Origin of the sequence: Luteimonas sp. S4-F44 (assembly GCF_022637415.1) — a bacterium.
GTDB lineage: Bacteria > Pseudomonadota > Gammaproteobacteria > Xanthomonadales > Xanthomonadaceae > Luteimonas.
In genome coordinates, this window is the sequence record NZ_CP093340.1 from 1,416,972 (window position 1) to 1,432,358 (window position 15,387).

Here is a 15,387-nt window from a genome sequence, read left to right on the forward strand (position 1 = left end):
GCAACCGGCCGGCCAGCCTGGATCTGAACGGTTCGCCGACGGGACGACGACTTCACGGCGGATTGGCGCTTGGCTGCCTAGCCTGATCCCACACGTCCGAAGGCCTCCCCGCCATGCCCCGCGCCGCTTCTTTCACCCCCACCGCCCAGCATCAGGTCATCCTCGCCGAACTGGCGCGTGCGACCCGGGCCGGACATCCGGACGCGGACTGGCACGAGGTGGAGCCATTGATGCGCGAGGTCTGGGAATCGGCGTCGCGTGGCGCGAGTTGGGAGCAGGTGCGGCCACAAGCCGCCACGCATTGGCGATCCGGCGACCAGTACCCGTGCCCGGCGGTGGTGTTGTCGCCGTCGACGCAGCAGGCCGCCGATATCGCAGCCTGGACGGTCGGAGACGATCACCGCGCACAGCATTCGGCGACCGGGTATGTGCCCGCCTCGCCACTGCCGCGCGCGGCCGACGAGGAGACCTACTGATGCCTGCACGTGCCATCTGGCGGGTCCTCGTTCTGCCGGCCTATGTGGTGCTGGCCGGTGCGGTGTTCGCATTCGCGCTGGCCCGTACCCAGGGCTCGATCATCGGCGGGCTCGCGGCGCTCGCGCCGTGGGCGCTGGCGCTGTCGGGCGTATTGGCCGCATTGCTGGTCGTGGCCGGGCTGCTGCGCTGGCGCCAGCGGATGGTGACCATGCGCCGGGCGGTGCGGCACGCGCGGATCCGCGCGGCCGATGGCCGGCGCACGTCGGCCGGACAGGCGCTGTGGACGCAGATGCGGACCGACACGGTGGGCGGGATCACGCACGAGGCGTAGCGTCCGGGCCTGCAGGCAGCCGGCATGCGCTTCTGAGCCCGGCGCAGTATGCGTTCTGCGGCGTGTGCGTGTGGGGCGCGATTCGCGCCGTTTGCTTCGATCGCACTGTCGCAATGCATGCCGGACGCCCCGCGGTCAGGCCTGAATCATATGGGCGCGCTGCAACGCGCCGGTTCGATGCGTGATGCCAGCGCTGCGCGCCGGTCTCCATGCGAGAATTGCGCGATGGACGTCCCCGTTGATTTCATCGTCGCCATCCCGGCCCGATATGCCTCGACCCGCCTGCCTGGCAAGCCCTTGCAGCCGCTGGGCGATGCCCCGCTGGTGCTGCACGTGGCGCAGCGTGCGCTCGAGGCCGGCGCGGCCGAAGTCTGGGTAGCCACCGACGACGCCCGGGTCCGCGATGCGCTGGCGGGAACCGCGGTCCGCGTGGCGATGACCTCTCCCGCGCATCCGTCCGGCACCGACCGGCTGGCCGAATGCGCGGCGCTCGCGGGCTGGTCGGACGAGCGGGTGGTCGTGAACCTGCAGGGCGACGAACCGTTCGCGCCGACTGCCGGCATCCGTGCGGTCGCGGCGCTCGCGGCGCAGCCGGACGTCGCCTTGGCCACGCTGGCCGCGCCGATCGACGATGTCGAGACGCTGCTCGATCCGAACGCCGTCAAGGTCGTGCTCGGCGCGGGCGGCAATGCGCTCTATTTCAGCCGGGCGCCGGTGCCGTGGCCGCGCGATGCGTTCGCCCGGGACCGGACGACGATGCCGGCCGGTGCGTGGTGGCGGCATATCGGGATCTACGGCTATCGCGCCGGCTTTCTGCGCCGCTTCGCCGCGATGGCGCCCGGGCACCTGGAACAGATCGAGATGCTCGAGCAACTGCGCGTGCTCGAAGCCGGGCTTCGGGTCGCGGTCGGGCCGACCCCCGCGCCGTTCCCGCCCGGCGTCGACACGCCTGAGGACCTGGCGCGCGCCCGGGCGCGGTTGTCGGGTGCCGATGTCCGGAGTGCGCCCGTTTCCAGCCCTCGCGCCTGAGCGCGACCGCGCTGCGGTGCTGCCAGCGTTCTCGACAGGGCGGCGTGGCCGCATCCCGCATAATCGCGTCATGAACGACGCCGTCGCAGCGCCCGAGTTTCCCGCCGGCCTGGCGTGGCTGAACCTGCGCGACCCGCTGCGCATGGCGCGGTTGCGCGGGCGGGTCTGCGCGCTGGCGCTCGTCAATCTGGGGTCGGGCTGGTGCCAGCAACGTCTGGCCGATCTGGGCCACCTGCGCGCGCGTCATCGCGACCGCCTGCAGGTGGTTGTCGTCCACGTCCCGCGTTTCGATGCCGAACGCGACGCCAAGCGCAGTGCGCACCGCGTCGACCTGCAGCAGTACGACTTCCCGGTCGCGCACGATGGCGACTGGACGGCGTGGCAGCACTTCGGCCTTGATGCCTGGCCGACGGTGCTGCTGATCGACGGCGACGGGCAGGTGCGCGAGCGCGTCATCGGAGAGAGCGGCATCCGCGACCTCGATGCGCGGATCGGCACGTTGCTCGAGGGGCTGACGCCGCAACCGCTTGCCGGCGATCCGATCCGCCTGCGCCGGGACAGCGAACCCGCGCTGCCGCTGCGGTTTCCCGCAGGCCTGGCGGTGTCGGGTGATCTGCTCTACATCGCCGACTGCGGCCATCACCGCGTGCTCGAATGCGATGCCCGCGGGCGCATCCTGCGCCAGTTCGGCAGCGGAAGGGCCGGCTTCATCGACGGTCCGATGGCGCTGTCCGCGCTGACCCGGCCGCATGGCCTGTGCCTGGTCCGCGGCGCGCTCTACGTCGCCGATACCGGCAATCACGCGGTCCGCCGGATCGACCTGCGCAGCGGCGAGGTGTCCACCGTGTGCGGCGCGGGGCGGCCCGGGCGGACCGCGGTGGGGTCGCTGGCCGACCCGCGCGCCATCGCGCTGTCGGGCGACCGGCTGTATGTCGCGACTGCCGGCGACAACCGCATCGGGCAACTCGACCTGGGCCAGACCCGGGTCGCGCCGCTGTGCGACAGTGGCGCGCTCGGCACCCGCGACGGCGTGGGGGCGGAGGCCGCATTCGCCGAGCCGGTGGCGCTGGCCTGCGTGCAGTACACGCCCGACGTCTGCGATGCCGCGGGCTCCGCGATCCGCAGCGTGCACCTGCCGACCGGACAGGTCACCACGCTGGTCGGTGGTGGGCCGTGGCAGTTCGGCGCGGTCGGCGGCGCGCGCGACGATACGCAGTTGCAGGCGCCCCAGGCGCTGGCGCTCGATCCGGAGGCGCCGGTGCTGTGGACCGCCGACAGCGGCAACGACACCTTGCGCCAGCTGCGTCTGGGCGGCGGTGCGCTGTCGACAGCCGCGTTGCCCCAGCGGCTGCATGGGTCCGCAGCCCTGGCCATCGCGAACGGGCGGCTGTGGAACGCCGACACCGATGCCCATGCCGTGCTGCGGCTGGACCCGAGTACCGGCGCGCTGCGCCAGGTCGCGGTGGGCGAATGACCGGCACGACGAAAGCGCGCGGCGCGCGACCGACATTCGATGGCAAGGCATTCGTCGCAGGCCTGAGCACCGCGCCGGGCGTCTATCGCATGATCGCGGCCGACGATGCGGTGCTGTACGTCGGCAAGGCGGCGGATCTGCGCAAGCGCGTGGCGAGCTACTTCAACGCAACGCCCAAGGCGACGCGGACGATGGCGATGATCGCGCAGATCGCGCGCATGGAAGTCACCGTCACCCGCACCGAGGCCGAGGCGCTGCTGCTGGAGAACCAGCTGATCAAGTCGCTCAAGCCGCGTTACAACGTCTCGCTGCGCGACGACAAGAGCTATCCCTACGTGCTGGTCACCCGCGACACCTGGCCGCGGATCGCCGTCCATCGCGGTCCGCGCAATGTGCCCGGGCGCTACTTCGGGCCGTATCCCGGTGTGACCGCGGTGCGCGAAACGCTGAACCTGATGCAGAAGCTGTTCAAGCTGCGCAACTGCGAGGACAGCGTGTTCCGCAACCGCTCGCGGCCCTGTCTGCAGCATCAGATCGGCCGCTGCACCGCGCCGTGCGTCGGGCTGGTGTCGGAGCGCGAATACGCCGATGCGGTCCGGCGCGCGTCGATGTTCCTCGAAGGTCGCAGCGATGCGCTGACCGACGAGGTCACGCGCGACATGGAGGCGGCCGCCGAGCGCCTGGATTTCGAAGAGGCCGCGCGGTTGCGCGATCTGCTGGGCAACATGCGCGGCATGCAAGCGCGCCAGTACGTCGACGGCAAGGTCGCCGAGCTCGATGTGCTCGCCTGCGCGATGCGCGGCAGTCATGCCTGCGTGTTGCTGCTGTCGTTCCGCGACGGCCGCAACCTCGGCACGCGCGCATTCCATCCGCGCACCAACGGCAGCGAAGACCCGGCCGAGGTGCTCGCCGCGTTCGTGTCCCAGCACTATGCCGAGCAGGCGCCGCCGCGCGAGATCGTGCTCGATCGTGCGATCGAGGATGTCGCGTTGCTCGAACAGGCCTTCAGCGAAGCCGCCGGGCGCCGCGTGCAGCTCAAGTGCAACGTGCGCGGCGACCGTGCGCGCTACGTCGACCTGGCGCGGCGCAATGCCGAGATCGCGCTGGCCAGCGAGCTCGGCAGCCAGGCCGCGCAGCAGGCGCGCGCCGAGTCGCTGCGCGACATGCTGGGCCTGGCCGAACCGGCGCAGCGGATCGAGTGCTTCGACATCAGCCACACGATGGGCGAGGCCACCGTGGCCTCGTGCGTGGTATTCGACGCGCAAGGGCCGGTGCGCAGCCAATACCGTCGCTACAACATCGCCGGCATCGAGCCGGGCGACGACTATGCCGCCATGCACCAGGCGCTCACCCGGCGCTTCCGCAAGGTGGCCGAGGAGGGCGGCGTGATGCCCGACGTGCTGCTGATCGACGGCGGTGCCGGCCAGGTCGCCCAAGCGCGCGCGGTGCTCGACGGCTACGGCATCACCGGCATCTGCCTGGTCGGCGTGGCCAAGGGCGAGGCGCGCAAGCCGGGCGATGAGACCTTGCTGTTGCCCGCCACCGACGGGCAGCCGGCACGCGAACTCAAGCCCGGCGCCGCCTCGCCCGGTCTCCAGCTGGTGCAGCAGGTGCGCGACGAGGCCCACCGCTTCGCGATCACCGGCCATCGCGGCCGGCGCCAGAAGGCGCGCAACACCAGCCGGCTGGAGGACATCCCGGGCATCGGCCCCCGCCGCCGCGCGAGCCTGCTCAAGCATTTCGGCGGACTCGGCGGTCTCAAGGCGGCCGGCGCGGAGCAGATCGCCCAGGTCGAGGGCGTCAACGCAGCGCTTGCGCAGCGCATCTATGCGACCCTACACGGGCTCGATGCCGGCGCGTCCGGTGCCGGCCAGGACTGATTGCCACGAGTTTGCGATGAAATTGACCATTCCCACCTGGCTCACGCTGCTGCGGATCCTGATGATCCCGGTGCTGGTGCTGGTGTTCTACCTGCCGTTCAAATGGACCAACTTCGCCGCCGCGTTCGTGTTCGGGCTGGCGGCGCTCACCGACTGGCTCGACGGCTGGATCGCGCGTCGCTACGGCCTGTCTTCGCCGTTCGGTGCCTTCCTCGATCCGGTCGCCGACAAGCTGATGGTCGCCGTGGCGCTGTTTCTGATCGTGCAGGGGCACCCGTCGCCGTGGATGGCGATCTGGGCGGCGGTGATCGTCGGGCGTGAGATTGCGGTCTCGGCGCTGCGCGAGTGGATGGCCGAGCTGGGGCAGCGGGCGATGGTCAAGGTCGCGGCGATCGGCAAGATCAAGACGATCGCGCAGATGGTCGCGCTGCTGTGCCTGCTGTACTCGGTCTCGCCCGAGCGGCCTGCGCCGCCGCTGCCGTGGCTGGGGAGCGAAATCTTCGTCATCGGCGACTGGCTGCTGGCGCTTGCCGCGCTGCTCACGCTGTGGTCGGGGCTGGCGTATCTGCGCGCGGCCTGGCCGATCATGCGCGCGGCCGAACGCAGCAAGTATTGACACCCCGCCGGCGAACGGTAGAATTTCGCCTCCCAAGCGGGAATAGCTCAGTTGGTAGAGCACGACCTTGCCAAGGTCGGGGTCGCGAGTTCGAGTCTCGTTTCCCGCTCCAGTTTCAAACGCGAAACCCCGGGTGGCACGCGGGGTTTCGTTTTGTCGGCAGGATCTTTCGGATCCGACGACGGGTCACCGGCCTGGTGGCAGAGTGGTTATGCAGCGGATTGCAAATCCGTGTACGCCGGTTCGATTCCGACCCAGGCCTCCAGCCGGCGCACCACGACAGGTCGCAGGCAGGGTACAATTGAAGTCATGCGGGAATAGCTCAGTTGGTAGAGCACGACCTTGCCAAGGTCGGGGTCGCGAGTTCGAGTCTCGTTTCCCGCTCCAGTTCAAAGAACGACCCCGCGCAAGCGGGGTTTTTCGTATGTGCGACAGGCGGTGTCGCCGGTGGGCCACGCTTGGGTTTCAATTCCCGAGGCGCTCAGGCACCCTTGGCGCCGCATGCCCGGATGGCGAAACTGGTAGACGCACCGGACTTAAAATCCGTTGGCCGCAAGGCCGTGCCGGTTCGATTCCGGCTCCGGGCACCACCGCAAGCACAGTAGGCGACTGCCGCGTGAACACGCGGCGCGCCCGTGCATCGTGTCATGCCTCCTTCACTCGGCGGTCCCTAGATTCCTGGTCGACGTTCACAGGGGATCGAGGCGCATCGCGACCGCGGATGCGATGCAACGTATGGCCGCCTCCAGAGTCCGCGACGATTTCCAGCTCGCGATCGTGTCCCTGCTTGGACTCACGACGCTGCTGATGCTGTCGGGCTTCATGCTCTGGCGCAGCCTACGCGGAGAATGGACGCTGGCTGCGTTCGACGCGCTGGTGACCGTGGCGATCGGCTTGGTCGTGGAGCGCGCCTGGCGGACCGGTCGGACCGATGCGGCCGGCGCGCTGATGGCGCTGCTGAACTCCGGCTTCTGCGTCGTGGCCTGCGTGCTGATCGGCGATGCCGCCGGCGGCTGGGTCTACGTGGTGCTGATGACCAACTTCTACATCGCGCGTCCCCACATCGCCGCGTGGTGCGGGGCGCTGCTGATCGTGGCTGCGACGATGCTCCTGATCGTGCCCGATGCCAACCTCGGGCGATTGGCGACCGCCATCACCTGGTCGCTGGTGTATGCGTTCTCGTTCGCCTTCTCGCGCCGCCTGCGCGACTACAGCGATTCTCTGGAGCGTCGGGCCATGCTCGATCCGCTGACCCGTCTGCCCAACCGCGGCGCGATGGAAGCGCATCTGCGCAGCCTGGTCGACGATCGTCGGCAGCCCGGGATCGGCCTGCTGGTGCTGGACCTTGACCGCTTCAAGACGGTGAACGACACCTTTGGCCATGCGGTCGGCGATGCGGTGCTGGTCGAGCTGGGCACGATCCTGCGCGACACCCTGCGCGAGGGCGACGCGGTCTATCGGTTCGGCGGCGAGGAGTTCGTCCTCGTGCTGCCTGCAGACGACGATGTGGGCCTCCTGGCCGCGGCCGAGCGCGTACGCGGCGAAGTCGAGCAACGCCTGCGCAGCCCCGCCGGCCCGATCACAGTGTCGATCGGTGGCGCCATGCTGGCCACCGAGCAGGACTGGCAGGACTGGTTCGGGCGAGCCGATACCTCGCTCTACCTCGCCAAGCGCGCAGGCCGCAACTGCACGCACATCGCCCAGGGACTGGAGTGACGCGGCATCGCCCGACGGGCCGTCGATGCTGCGAGGTCAGGGCAGGAGGTCGAGCAGGCGCTCGGTGGGGCGGCCGACAACCGCGCGGTCGCCATGCACCAGGATCGGGCGTTCGATCAGCTTCGGATGGGCCACCATGGCCGCGATGATCGCTGCGTCGTCGAGCGTTGGGTCGGCCAGACCCAGTTCGGCATAGGCCGGCTCACCGGTGCGCAGCAGCGCACGCGGGCCGAGGCCCAGGTGCTGCAACAGGTCGCGCAGCGCTGCGGCATCGGGCGGGGTCTCCAGATAGAGCACCACCCGCGGCGCGATGCCGCGTGCCTGCAGCAGCTCGAGCGCGGCGCGCGATTTCGAGCAGCGGGGGTTGTGATAGAGAACGAAGTCATCGGTCATGGCGCAGTGGGGTCGCGATCGGAAGCGGAGGGACGTGCACCGCTGCGCCGCGCGACCACGCCGGTCGCGGTGACGTCGGCGGTGGTGTTGGTGACGGTCGCGAACACATCGGGCAGGGTGTCCACCGCCAGCAGCACGCCCAGCGGTTCGACCGGCAGGCCGACGGCCTGGGTGACCGGCAGGTTGTTGGTCATGAAGCTGACCTGCCCGGGCAGGCCGACCGAGCCCATGCTGATCACGACGGCGAGTGCGACGGCGATCGCCAACTGGCCGGCGCCCAACTCGATGCCGTAGATCCAGGCGATGAAGCTCACCACGCTCAGGTACTGCACGGGGCTGGCGATGCGGAACAGCGACACCGCCATCGGCAACACCAGTGAGGTCACCGCCAGCGGATAGCCCAGGCGGCTGCGCGCGCTGTCGACCATCACCGGCAGCGCGGCCAGCGACGACTGGGTGCTCGCCGCGATCGCCTGCACCGGCAGCAAGGCCGCGGCAAAGCGCGCCGGCCGCTCGCCGGCGACGACGACCGCGATGACGTACATCAGCAGCGTGATCGCTACATACAGCACGCATTGCAGCGCGATGTAGGTGCCCAGCGCGGCGAACACGCCCAGGCCCACATGCGCGCAGACTGACAGCACCAGGGCGAACACGCCCAGGGGCGCTGCAACCAGGACCCAGCGCACGACCACGATCATCGCATCGGCGATCGCGCCCACTAGTTCGAGCATGCGTTCGCGGCGTGCGGCCTCCAGGCGGGTCAGCGCGAAGCCGAAGAACATCGAGAACACCACCAGCGGCAGCATCGCGCTGGCGGCCGCGGCGGCGATCGCGTTGCTGGGAATCAGGCTGGTGATCCACAGGCCGAACGCCGGAGCCTGCGGCAGCACATCGGGCGCGCCGATCGCGGCGCGAAACAGCGCGGCCTGGGTCTCGTCGCGTGGTACCAGCGACAGCAGCGCGGGCGCGGCGAGTGCGGCGAAGGTCGCCGACAGCGTCAGCATCACGACGAAGGTGGCCATCGCCAAGCGTGCGGTGCGCCCGGATGCGGCGGCATCGGACGCGGCGTTGACGCCCACGACCACGAGCGCCGCGACCAGCGGAACCACGGTCATCTGCAACGCATGCAGCCACAGGGTGCCGATCGGCTGGGCGATATCGGCGGTGCGCACCGCAACGTCGCTGTCCCAGGTCGCGAGCCCCAGGCCGACGACGGCGCCGGCCAGCAGCGCGAGCAGCACGCGCGCGGGCATCGACAGGCGGAAGCGGGAGGGCGCGGAAGGGCTGGGCGTCATCGGTCGGGTCGGCAGGGGCGGGCCCGGCGAGCATGCCATGCCGACGGCCGTGTGCGATGCCGCTCGGTCATCGCATCGCGGGCGCGTCCAGCGGCAGCGTCAGCATGTCCCGATGGCCGTCGACGAAGCCCGCCCGAAGGTACAGCGCCTTGGCGCGCGGGTTGTGGTGATGCACCTCCAGGCGCAGCATCGCCACGCCCCAGGCGCGGCCGCGTTCGGCCGCCAGGGCCAGCGCCTGCGCGCCCAGGCCGCGGCCACGCGCCTGCGGCGCGACATAGAGCTCGTCGAGCAGCGCGAACGCACCGCCCTGTTCGAGGCTGAAGCCCCGCGTGAGCACCAGATAGCCGTCGTCGCCGCCATCGCCAAGCAGCAGCACCGCGCCGTGCACGGGGTCGGCCAGCAGCGCATCGAGCCCGGCGCCGACACGGACCGGATCAAACACCAGGCGGTCCTCCGCATAGAACGCACGCATCATCGCCAGCACATGCGCGCGATCGGCGGTGGTCGCGTCGCGCGCACAGGGCGCCGGATCGACAGGAAGCACCATCGGACAACTCCAGACAACGACAGGGTCCCCATTGTCGCCCGAGGGCGCACGGGGTTCAGCCCGGAAGCGGGGCGAGATCGCGGATCGACACGATGCCCAGGCCCGGCGCATCACCGATGCGGATGGTTGGGCCGTCGAACTGGACACCGCCCTCGACCGGGTCGTAGGCACACAGCGACGGGCCGTCGAGGTCGACCTTGGTGATCGCGTCGGCCTTGGCGACCGCCAGGTGCACCGCCGCTGCGACACTGATGCTGCTTTCGAGCATGCAGCCGATCATGCAATCGATACCGTGCAGGGCGGCGATGTCGGCCAGCCGGATCGCGTTCGACAGCCCACCGGTCTTCATCAGCTTGATGTTGACGATATCGGCCGCGCGCATCCGGATCAGTTCGATCAGCTCGACCGGGCCGAACACACTTTCGTCGGCCATGACCGGGACCGCGACGCGGTCGGTGACGAACTTCAGGCCCTGCAGGTCGTGCGCCGGCACCGGTTGCTCCAGCAGTTCGGGCTGGATGCCGGCGTCCTCGAGCCGGCGCATCGTCTGCACGGCCTGCTTGGGCGTCCAGCCCTGGTTGGCGTCGAGCCGCAGCGTGGCGCGGCCCTCGACCGCGGCGTGGACCGCGCGGATGCGCTCGAGGTCCAAGGCGGTGTCCTGGCCGACCTTGACCTTCAGCGCGCGGAAACCGCGTGCGAGCGCGGCCTGCGCGTCGGCGACCATCGTGTCGACGTCGCCGACGCTGATCGTGAGGTCGGTCGCGAGCACCGGCTCGCCGCCGCCGCCGAGGATGCGGTACAGCGGCGCGCCGTGCAGCTGTGCGAACAGATCGTAGAGCGCGATCTCGACCGCGGCCTTGGCACTGGTGTTGCGCACCAGAGCGGTCTGCACCAGGCGCACGAGGCGGTTGAGGTCGCCGACCTCCTGGCCGAGCAGACGCGGCGCGATGACCTGCGCGATCGCCGCGACGATCGCGCCATGCGTGTCGCCGGTGATCACCGCGGTCGCGGCCGCTTCACCATGGCCGACATGACCGGTGTCGGTGTGGATCGTGACGACGACATCCTCGACTCGTTCGACCGTGCGCAGTGCGGTCTTGAATGGCGTCCTGAGCGGCACGCGCAGCATGTGCAGGCGGATGTCGGTGATCTTCATGGCGACAGGTCCGGGCAGGGCGGTCAGCGCACGCGCTGAATGCTGGTGATGCGGTCGATGGTCGGCCGGCCGTCGCCGCTTAGCAGCGGCAGCAGCGGGGTCACCACGACGCCATTGAGCGCCAGTTGCGACAGCTGACCGTCGGCGCCGCGCAGCGCGGTGCCGGCGGTGTCGTGGATCACGTAGGGATCGCCATCGACATGGCCGATCACCATCATCACGTGGCCCGGGATGAACACCAGGTCGCCGACATCGGTCTGCCGCAGCAGACGCAGGCGCGCCTCGCGCGATGTCGTCGGCGCGAACGCGACCCGGTCCAGGGCGGGGCTGGTGGCCTGTGCGCTGGTGTTGCGCGGCAGCAGGAGTCCGAGGCTGCGGTAGATCTCCGAGACGAAGCCGCTGCAGTCGCGTGCGTTGTAAGAGTGCCCCCAGCCGTAGCGCTCGCCGAGAAACTTGAAGGCCTGCCGGATCAGCTGGGCGCGGGTGTACGCAAGCGCGTCGTCGGCGACGTCGGCCGCCTGCGGCAGCATTGCAGGCGCGAACGCCAGGCCGCCGGTCGCGCTGCGCACCGGCAGCTCCACGACGCGGCCGTACCAGGGAATCTGGCCGTTGAGCACGCGGTCGCCGGGCCAGTCGAGTGCAGGTACACGCACGCCCATTTCCAACTGCACCTCGGAGACCTCGGGCGCCTGCGGCGTGTAGACGGTATGCGCGGTCGCGCCGGTCACGATCGGCCCGCGCGCCGCACGCGCGACGTAGTCGGCAACCGTGGCGCGCGTGCCCAGCGCGACATGCGCGGCGTCGATCCAGGCCGCGTAGCGCTCGCTGACGACGAAGTACCAGGCGCCGTCGCGGCTCGCGTGCACCACCGCAACCGGCGTGCCCGGAAACAGGGCGTCCTCCTGGAAGCGGTCGATGTCGGTGTCGTCGGGCCGACTGAACACGCGCATGCGGGTCGGGAACGCACGCAGGTCGGCGCGGCGCACGACCAGACCGAAGCGGGGCGATGGCGCGGCGGGCAGGGCGGCCAGGTCGACATCGGCGGCCAGGCGGTCGAGCGCCGCTGCATCCAGCACATGGCCTTCGAGGGTGTAGCGCGGCTGCGACGGGCGCGTCGACACCGCCCCGATCCAACCGGCGACCGTGGCGCGGTCGAGCGTGTCGGGCAATCCGAGCACGTCGTGGATCGAGGGATCGTCGCGCCGCATCGCGGCGTTCTGGGCCGCGATCGCCTCGCGGTCGAGCAGGCGCGCATCGGGCGCGTCGAGCCGGTCGATCCAGTACTGCGGATCGAGCTGCGCGCGGGTCATGCCGGGGATCGCCGGCGTCGTCGCCGACGCGCTCGCCGCCAGCAGCGATGCCAGCACCGCGCCGGCCACCCGCCGCCATGCACCGCGGCGCGCGGGCGGGACGTCGCGGTGCGTCCGCGTCGTGGCCGTTGTCGTCTGCATCGGAGCTCCTGCGTGGCGGCCGCACCGGCCGTGGGGACGCAGTGGAGCATAGGTGTTTTGGCGCAGCCGACAAGCCGCTCGACGCGATTGACACGGCCCGAGGGCGCGGTGTAATCACCATGGCATCGTGTCGCGCCGCATGGGGAGCGGGCACACATGGGACGCCGGCAGCGATGCGCGAACGCGCGCGTGGCCGCCGGCTGCGCCCGCCATGCCATCGCCAGGGGAACGCCGCATGCCCGTATCGTCCAGACACCTCCGCTCGAGCCGCTGTCCGCTCGCCGTCGCGTTGTTCGCGGCCATCGCGATGCCAGCCGCGGCGCAGTCCACCGACGCCCGCGTCAACACCCTCGACCAGGTGCAGGTCACCGGTTCGCGCATTGCCCGGACCGAAATCGAAGGTCCGTCGCCGGTTACGGTGATCACTGCCGAGGACATCCAGAAGCAGGGCTTCAGCACGGTCTGGGAGTCGCTGGGCACATTGACCCAGTTCACCGGCAACACGCTCAACGAATCCGATCAGACCGGCAATGCGCCCAACGGCCAGTTCATGAACCTGCGCGGCCTGGGCCCCGGCTACCAGCTGATCCTGCTCAACGGTCAGCGCCTGGCCGACTATCCGCAACCCTACGGCTCCAACGGCACCGCGGTGAGCCTGGGCAGCATTCCCGCCGCGGCGATCGAGCGCATCGAAGTCATGAGCGGTGGCGCGTCGGCGATCTACGGTTCCGATGCGGTCGCCGGCGTGGTCAACATCATCACCAAGGAGAACTTCAGCGGCGACACCATCCGCCTGCGCGGCGGCACCACGTCCGGGGGCGGTGGCGATACTGGGCTGTTCCAGTGGACCGGTGGGCGGACCGGTGATCGCTGGAGCCTGACCTATGCACTCGAGCGGCTGGACCGCGAGGAGATCGTCGCCTCGCAGCGCGATCTGACCTATCTGGCGCATCCGCAGTACCGCACGAACCCCGAGCGTCCGACGGCATCGATCAGCGGTGTGTACTTCCGGGCCGGGCAGAACTATCTGTGGCGGGACGACGGGGGCGCGTTGTCGCCGTCCTATCAGGCGATGCTGGAGGCCTGCGAGGCGACCAACCCGGACTTCGTGCCTTTCCATTCAGCATCGAGCGTCGCCGTGCCCAATCGCTGCGGTGCACTCGACTACTACAACGCGCGTTCGATCCAGAACGCCTACGGCAAGACGTCCGGCTACCTGTCGGGCAGCTTCGATTTCAGTGGCACGCTGACCGGCTACGTGCAACTGCTGGGCAGCGATTCCAACGACAAGAGCTCGAGCCAGACGCACTATTACATCGGCGAAGGGCCGTTCACCGTGCAGGACCCGACGCGTGGCCTGGTGACTGCGCAACGCATCTTCCTGCCCGACGAAGTCGGTGGCACCAAGTACATCGAATACGACGAGCGCGCCTGGTCCATCAACGCCGGCCTGCGCGGCACCCTCGGCGATGGCCGCTTCGATTGGGATGCCAGTGTCACCTCGTCGCGCTTCGAGATCACCACCACGCGTCCCCGCTTCCTGACCCGCGCGGTGCGCGATCATTACATGGGGCCGGTGCTCGGCCACACCGCCGACGGCACCGAGATCCGCGAGTTCTACACCGACCGGCTGTTCGCGCCCGGCTCGGCCGCGCTGTACGACCAGCTCACCACCACCGTGGTCAGCAGCGGCGTGTCCAAGTCCGATCAGGCCCAATTTGTCTTCAGTGGCCCGCTGTTCGATCTGCCCGCCGGCCCGCTGCAGATGGCGGCCGTTGTCGAAGCGGCGAAGCAGTCGTATTCGCTCACGCCCGACCCGCGCACCACGGTCGACTACACCGGTCCGGACCGTGTCTACAATCTGACCAGCACGCCAGGCGGCGGACCGCGCAACCGCTACGCGGCCGGCCTCGAACTCCGCGTGCCGGTCTTCTCGCGATTGGAGGCCACGCTCGCCGGTCGTTACGACAAGTACGACGACATCACCTCGGTCGACGACGCCATCACTTGGCAAGCCGGCCTGGAGTGGCGTCCCTTCAAGACGCTGCTGCTGCGCGGCGCGCACGCAACGAGCTTCCGCGCCCCCGATCTGCTCTGGGTCTATGCCGGCACCACCGGCTCCAATCCCTTTGTGGACGACGAATACCTGTGTCGGCTCAACGGCATCGCGCCCGAAACACCCGAGTGCACGTCCGCATACAACTACCAGACCTACATGACCCAATCCTCCAATCCGTTGCTTGAGGAGGAGAAGGGCAAATCCACGACGTTGGGGGTGGTCTGGGACGCGCTGCCGAATCTGTCACTCAGTGTCGACTGGTATCGCATCGAACTCGAAGGGCGGGTGCAGGCACTGTCCAACAGCTACTACCTGGAGCAGGAGGCCAACTGCCGGCTCGGCCGGGACCGCAACGGCAACCCTGTCGACACCGGGTCGCAGTCGTGCCAGTTCTATGCCGGCGCGGTGGAGCGCGTGGTCTCCGACCTCAACCCGGACGGCCATATCACACGCTTTGCGACCTATCCGATCAATGCCGCGCTGATGCGCACCGAAGGGCTCGATGCGTCGCTCCGCTACGGGCTCGATCTTGGCGGATGGGGCGATCTGAACCTGCAGGCCGGTTATACCCACGTGCTCGAATTCGAGGTCGCGCAGTTCGGCGACGAGGCGCCGCGCGATGTGCGCAGCACGGTCGAGTACAACAGCCAGCGCAGTCGCGCAAACTGGCGCGCAGCCTGGTCGAATGCGGACTGGAACGCGAGTCTCTACGGCTACCGTTACGGCAGCCGTCCGAACTACAACGGCACCGCGATTCCGGGCAGGACCTCGGCCTACGTGATCTGGAACGCCGATGTGTCGCATGCGATCACCGACAACGTGACGCTCGGCGTGAGCGTGCTGAACCTGCTCGACGAGATGCCACCGCGCGACGATTCGCACACCGCGTGGCCGTACTTCGCCAGTGTCTACAGCGCGATCGGTCGCCAGGTGTTCGCCAACATCACCTTCGACTTCTAA

General features: G+C 69.5%; 13 protein-coding genes and 4 tRNA genes. 12 read left to right on the top strand and 5 right to left on the bottom strand.

Annotation, left to right across the window (positions count from 1 at the left end; translation table 11 throughout):
* Positions 1–113 precede the first annotated feature (113 nt).
* The 11 genes from MNO14_RS06425 to MNO14_RS06475 all read left to right on the top strand — a co-directional run bounded on the left by MNO14_RS06425 (position 114) and on the right by MNO14_RS06475 (position 7,523).
* Entirely contained in the window at positions 114–476 is a 363-nt protein-coding gene (locus MNO14_RS06425; RefSeq protein ID WP_241945885.1) for a hypothetical protein, read from the top strand.
* Entirely contained in the window at positions 476–808 is a 333-nt protein-coding gene (locus MNO14_RS06430) for a hypothetical protein (protein WP_241945886.1), read from the top strand. Before MNO14_RS06425 ends, MNO14_RS06430 begins: the two co-directional genes overlap by 1 nt.
* Before the next feature lie 225 nt (positions 809–1,033).
* Positions 1,034–1,837, top strand: coding sequence for a 3-deoxy-manno-octulosonate cytidylyltransferase (gene kdsB, locus MNO14_RS06435; RefSeq protein WP_241945887.1), 804 nt, complete (start codon positions 1,034–1,036; stop codon positions 1,835–1,837).
* Between the two features lie 70 nt (positions 1,838–1,907).
* A complete protein-coding gene (locus MNO14_RS06440; protein WP_241945888.1) occupies positions 1,908–3,311 on the top strand; it encodes a hypothetical protein in 1,404 nt (467 codons plus the stop codon).
* Complete coding sequence (gene uvrC, locus MNO14_RS06445; RefSeq protein WP_241945889.1) at positions 3,308–5,191, top strand: excinuclease ABC subunit UvrC; 1,884 nt, start codon at positions 3,308–3,310, stop codon at positions 5,189–5,191. The genes MNO14_RS06440 and uvrC overlap by 4 nt, the downstream gene beginning before the upstream one ends.
* 16 nt (positions 5,192–5,207) lie before the next feature.
* Positions 5,208–5,807, top strand: coding sequence for a CDP-diacylglycerol--glycerol-3-phosphate 3-phosphatidyltransferase (gene pgsA, locus MNO14_RS06450; RefSeq protein WP_241945890.1), 600 nt, complete (start codon positions 5,208–5,210; stop codon positions 5,805–5,807).
* A 36-nt stretch (positions 5,808–5,843) separates the two neighbouring features.
* Positions 5,844–5,919 (top strand) — tRNA-Gly (locus MNO14_RS06455).
* 79 nt (positions 5,920–5,998) lie between these two features.
* A tRNA-Cys gene (locus MNO14_RS06460) sits at positions 5,999–6,072 on the top strand.
* 46 nt (positions 6,073–6,118) lie between these two features.
* A tRNA-Gly gene (locus tag MNO14_RS06465) sits at positions 6,119–6,194 on the top strand.
* A 116-nt stretch (positions 6,195–6,310) separates the two neighbouring features.
* Positions 6,311–6,397: transfer RNA gene (locus tag MNO14_RS06470), tRNA-Leu, on the top strand.
* A gap of 145 nt (positions 6,398–6,542) precedes the next feature.
* Entirely contained in the window at positions 6,543–7,523 is a 981-nt protein-coding gene (locus MNO14_RS06475; protein WP_241945891.1) for a GGDEF domain-containing protein, read from the top strand.
* A 36-nt stretch (positions 7,524–7,559) separates the two neighbouring features.
* On the opposite strand, the gene arsC is transcribed toward MNO14_RS06475, so the two are convergent.
* The 5 genes from arsC to MNO14_RS06500 all read right to left on the bottom strand — a co-directional run bounded on the left by arsC (position 7,560) and on the right by MNO14_RS06500 (position 12,368).
* Positions 7,560–7,916 (bottom strand): arsenate reductase (glutaredoxin), encoded by a 357-nt coding sequence (arsC, locus tag MNO14_RS06480; RefSeq protein WP_241945892.1) that lies wholly within the window; start codon positions 7,914–7,916, stop codon positions 7,560–7,562.
* Positions 7,913–9,214, bottom strand: a complete 1,302-nt coding sequence (locus MNO14_RS06485; RefSeq protein ID WP_241945893.1) for a cation:dicarboxylase symporter family transporter — start codon at positions 9,212–9,214, stop codon at positions 7,913–7,915. The genes arsC and MNO14_RS06485 overlap by 4 nt, the downstream gene beginning before the upstream one ends.
* Before the next feature lie 67 nt (positions 9,215–9,281).
* On the bottom strand, positions 9,282–9,761 hold the full coding sequence (locus tag MNO14_RS06490) for a GNAT family N-acetyltransferase (RefSeq protein ID WP_241945894.1): 480 nt from the start codon (positions 9,759–9,761) through the stop codon (positions 9,282–9,284).
* A 55-nt stretch (positions 9,762–9,816) separates the two neighbouring features.
* Positions 9,817–10,917: a dipeptide epimerase gene (locus MNO14_RS06495; protein WP_241945895.1), complete on the bottom strand. Its 1,101-nt coding sequence runs from the start codon at positions 10,915–10,917 to the stop codon at positions 9,817–9,819.
* Between the two features lie 23 nt (positions 10,918–10,940).
* The gene (locus MNO14_RS06500; protein WP_241945896.1) at positions 10,941–12,368 is read right to left on the bottom strand and encodes an SH3 domain-containing protein; all 1,428 of its coding nucleotides are present in this window, start codon (positions 12,366–12,368) and stop codon (positions 10,941–10,943) included.
* Positions 12,369–12,657: 289 nt separating this feature from the next.
* On the opposite strand from MNO14_RS06500, the gene MNO14_RS06505 reads away from it, so the two are divergent.
* The gene (locus MNO14_RS06505) at positions 12,658–15,387 is read left to right on the top strand and encodes a TonB-dependent receptor (RefSeq protein WP_343226416.1); all 2,730 of its coding nucleotides are present in this window, start codon (positions 12,658–12,660) and stop codon (positions 15,385–15,387) included.

What these genes read in the sequence shown, in the direction of transcription:
- MNO14_RS06425 (WP_241945885.1), top strand. Translation starts at nt 114, where the DNA reads ATGCCCCGCGCCGCTTCTTTCACCCCCACCGCCCAGCATCAGGTCATC.
- MNO14_RS06430 (WP_241945886.1), top strand. Translation starts at nt 476, where the DNA reads ATGCCTGCACGTGCCATCTGGCGGGTCCTCGTTCTGCCGGCCTATGTG.
- kdsB (WP_241945887.1), top strand. Translation starts at nt 1,034, where the DNA reads ATGGACGTCCCCGTTGATTTCATCGTCGCCATCCCGGCCCGATATGCC.
- MNO14_RS06440 (WP_241945888.1), top strand. Translation starts at nt 1,908, where the DNA reads ATGAACGACGCCGTCGCAGCGCCCGAGTTTCCCGCCGGCCTGGCGTGG.
- uvrC (WP_241945889.1), top strand. Translation starts at nt 3,308, where the DNA reads ATGACCGGCACGACGAAAGCGCGCGGCGCGCGACCGACATTCGATGGC.
- pgsA (WP_241945890.1), top strand. Translation starts at nt 5,208, where the DNA reads ATGAAATTGACCATTCCCACCTGGCTCACGCTGCTGCGGATCCTGATG.
- MNO14_RS06475 (WP_241945891.1), top strand. Translation starts at nt 6,543, where the DNA reads ATGGCCGCCTCCAGAGTCCGCGACGATTTCCAGCTCGCGATCGTGTCC.
- arsC (WP_241945892.1), bottom strand. Translation starts at nt 7,916, where the DNA reads ATGACCGATGACTTCGTTCTCTATCACAACCCCCGCTGCTCGAAATCG.
- MNO14_RS06485 (WP_241945893.1), bottom strand. Translation starts at nt 9,214, where the DNA reads ATGACGCCCAGCCCTTCCGCGCCCTCCCGCTTCCGCCTGTCGATGCCC.
- MNO14_RS06490 (WP_241945894.1), bottom strand. Translation starts at nt 9,761, where the DNA reads ATGGTGCTTCCTGTCGATCCGGCGCCCTGTGCGCGCGACGCGACCACC.
- MNO14_RS06495 (WP_241945895.1), bottom strand. Translation starts at nt 10,917, where the DNA reads ATGAAGATCACCGACATCCGCCTGCACATGCTGCGCGTGCCGCTCAGG.
- MNO14_RS06500 (WP_241945896.1), bottom strand. Translation starts at nt 12,368, where the DNA reads ATGCAGACGACAACGGCCACGACGCGGACGCACCGCGACGTCCCGCCC.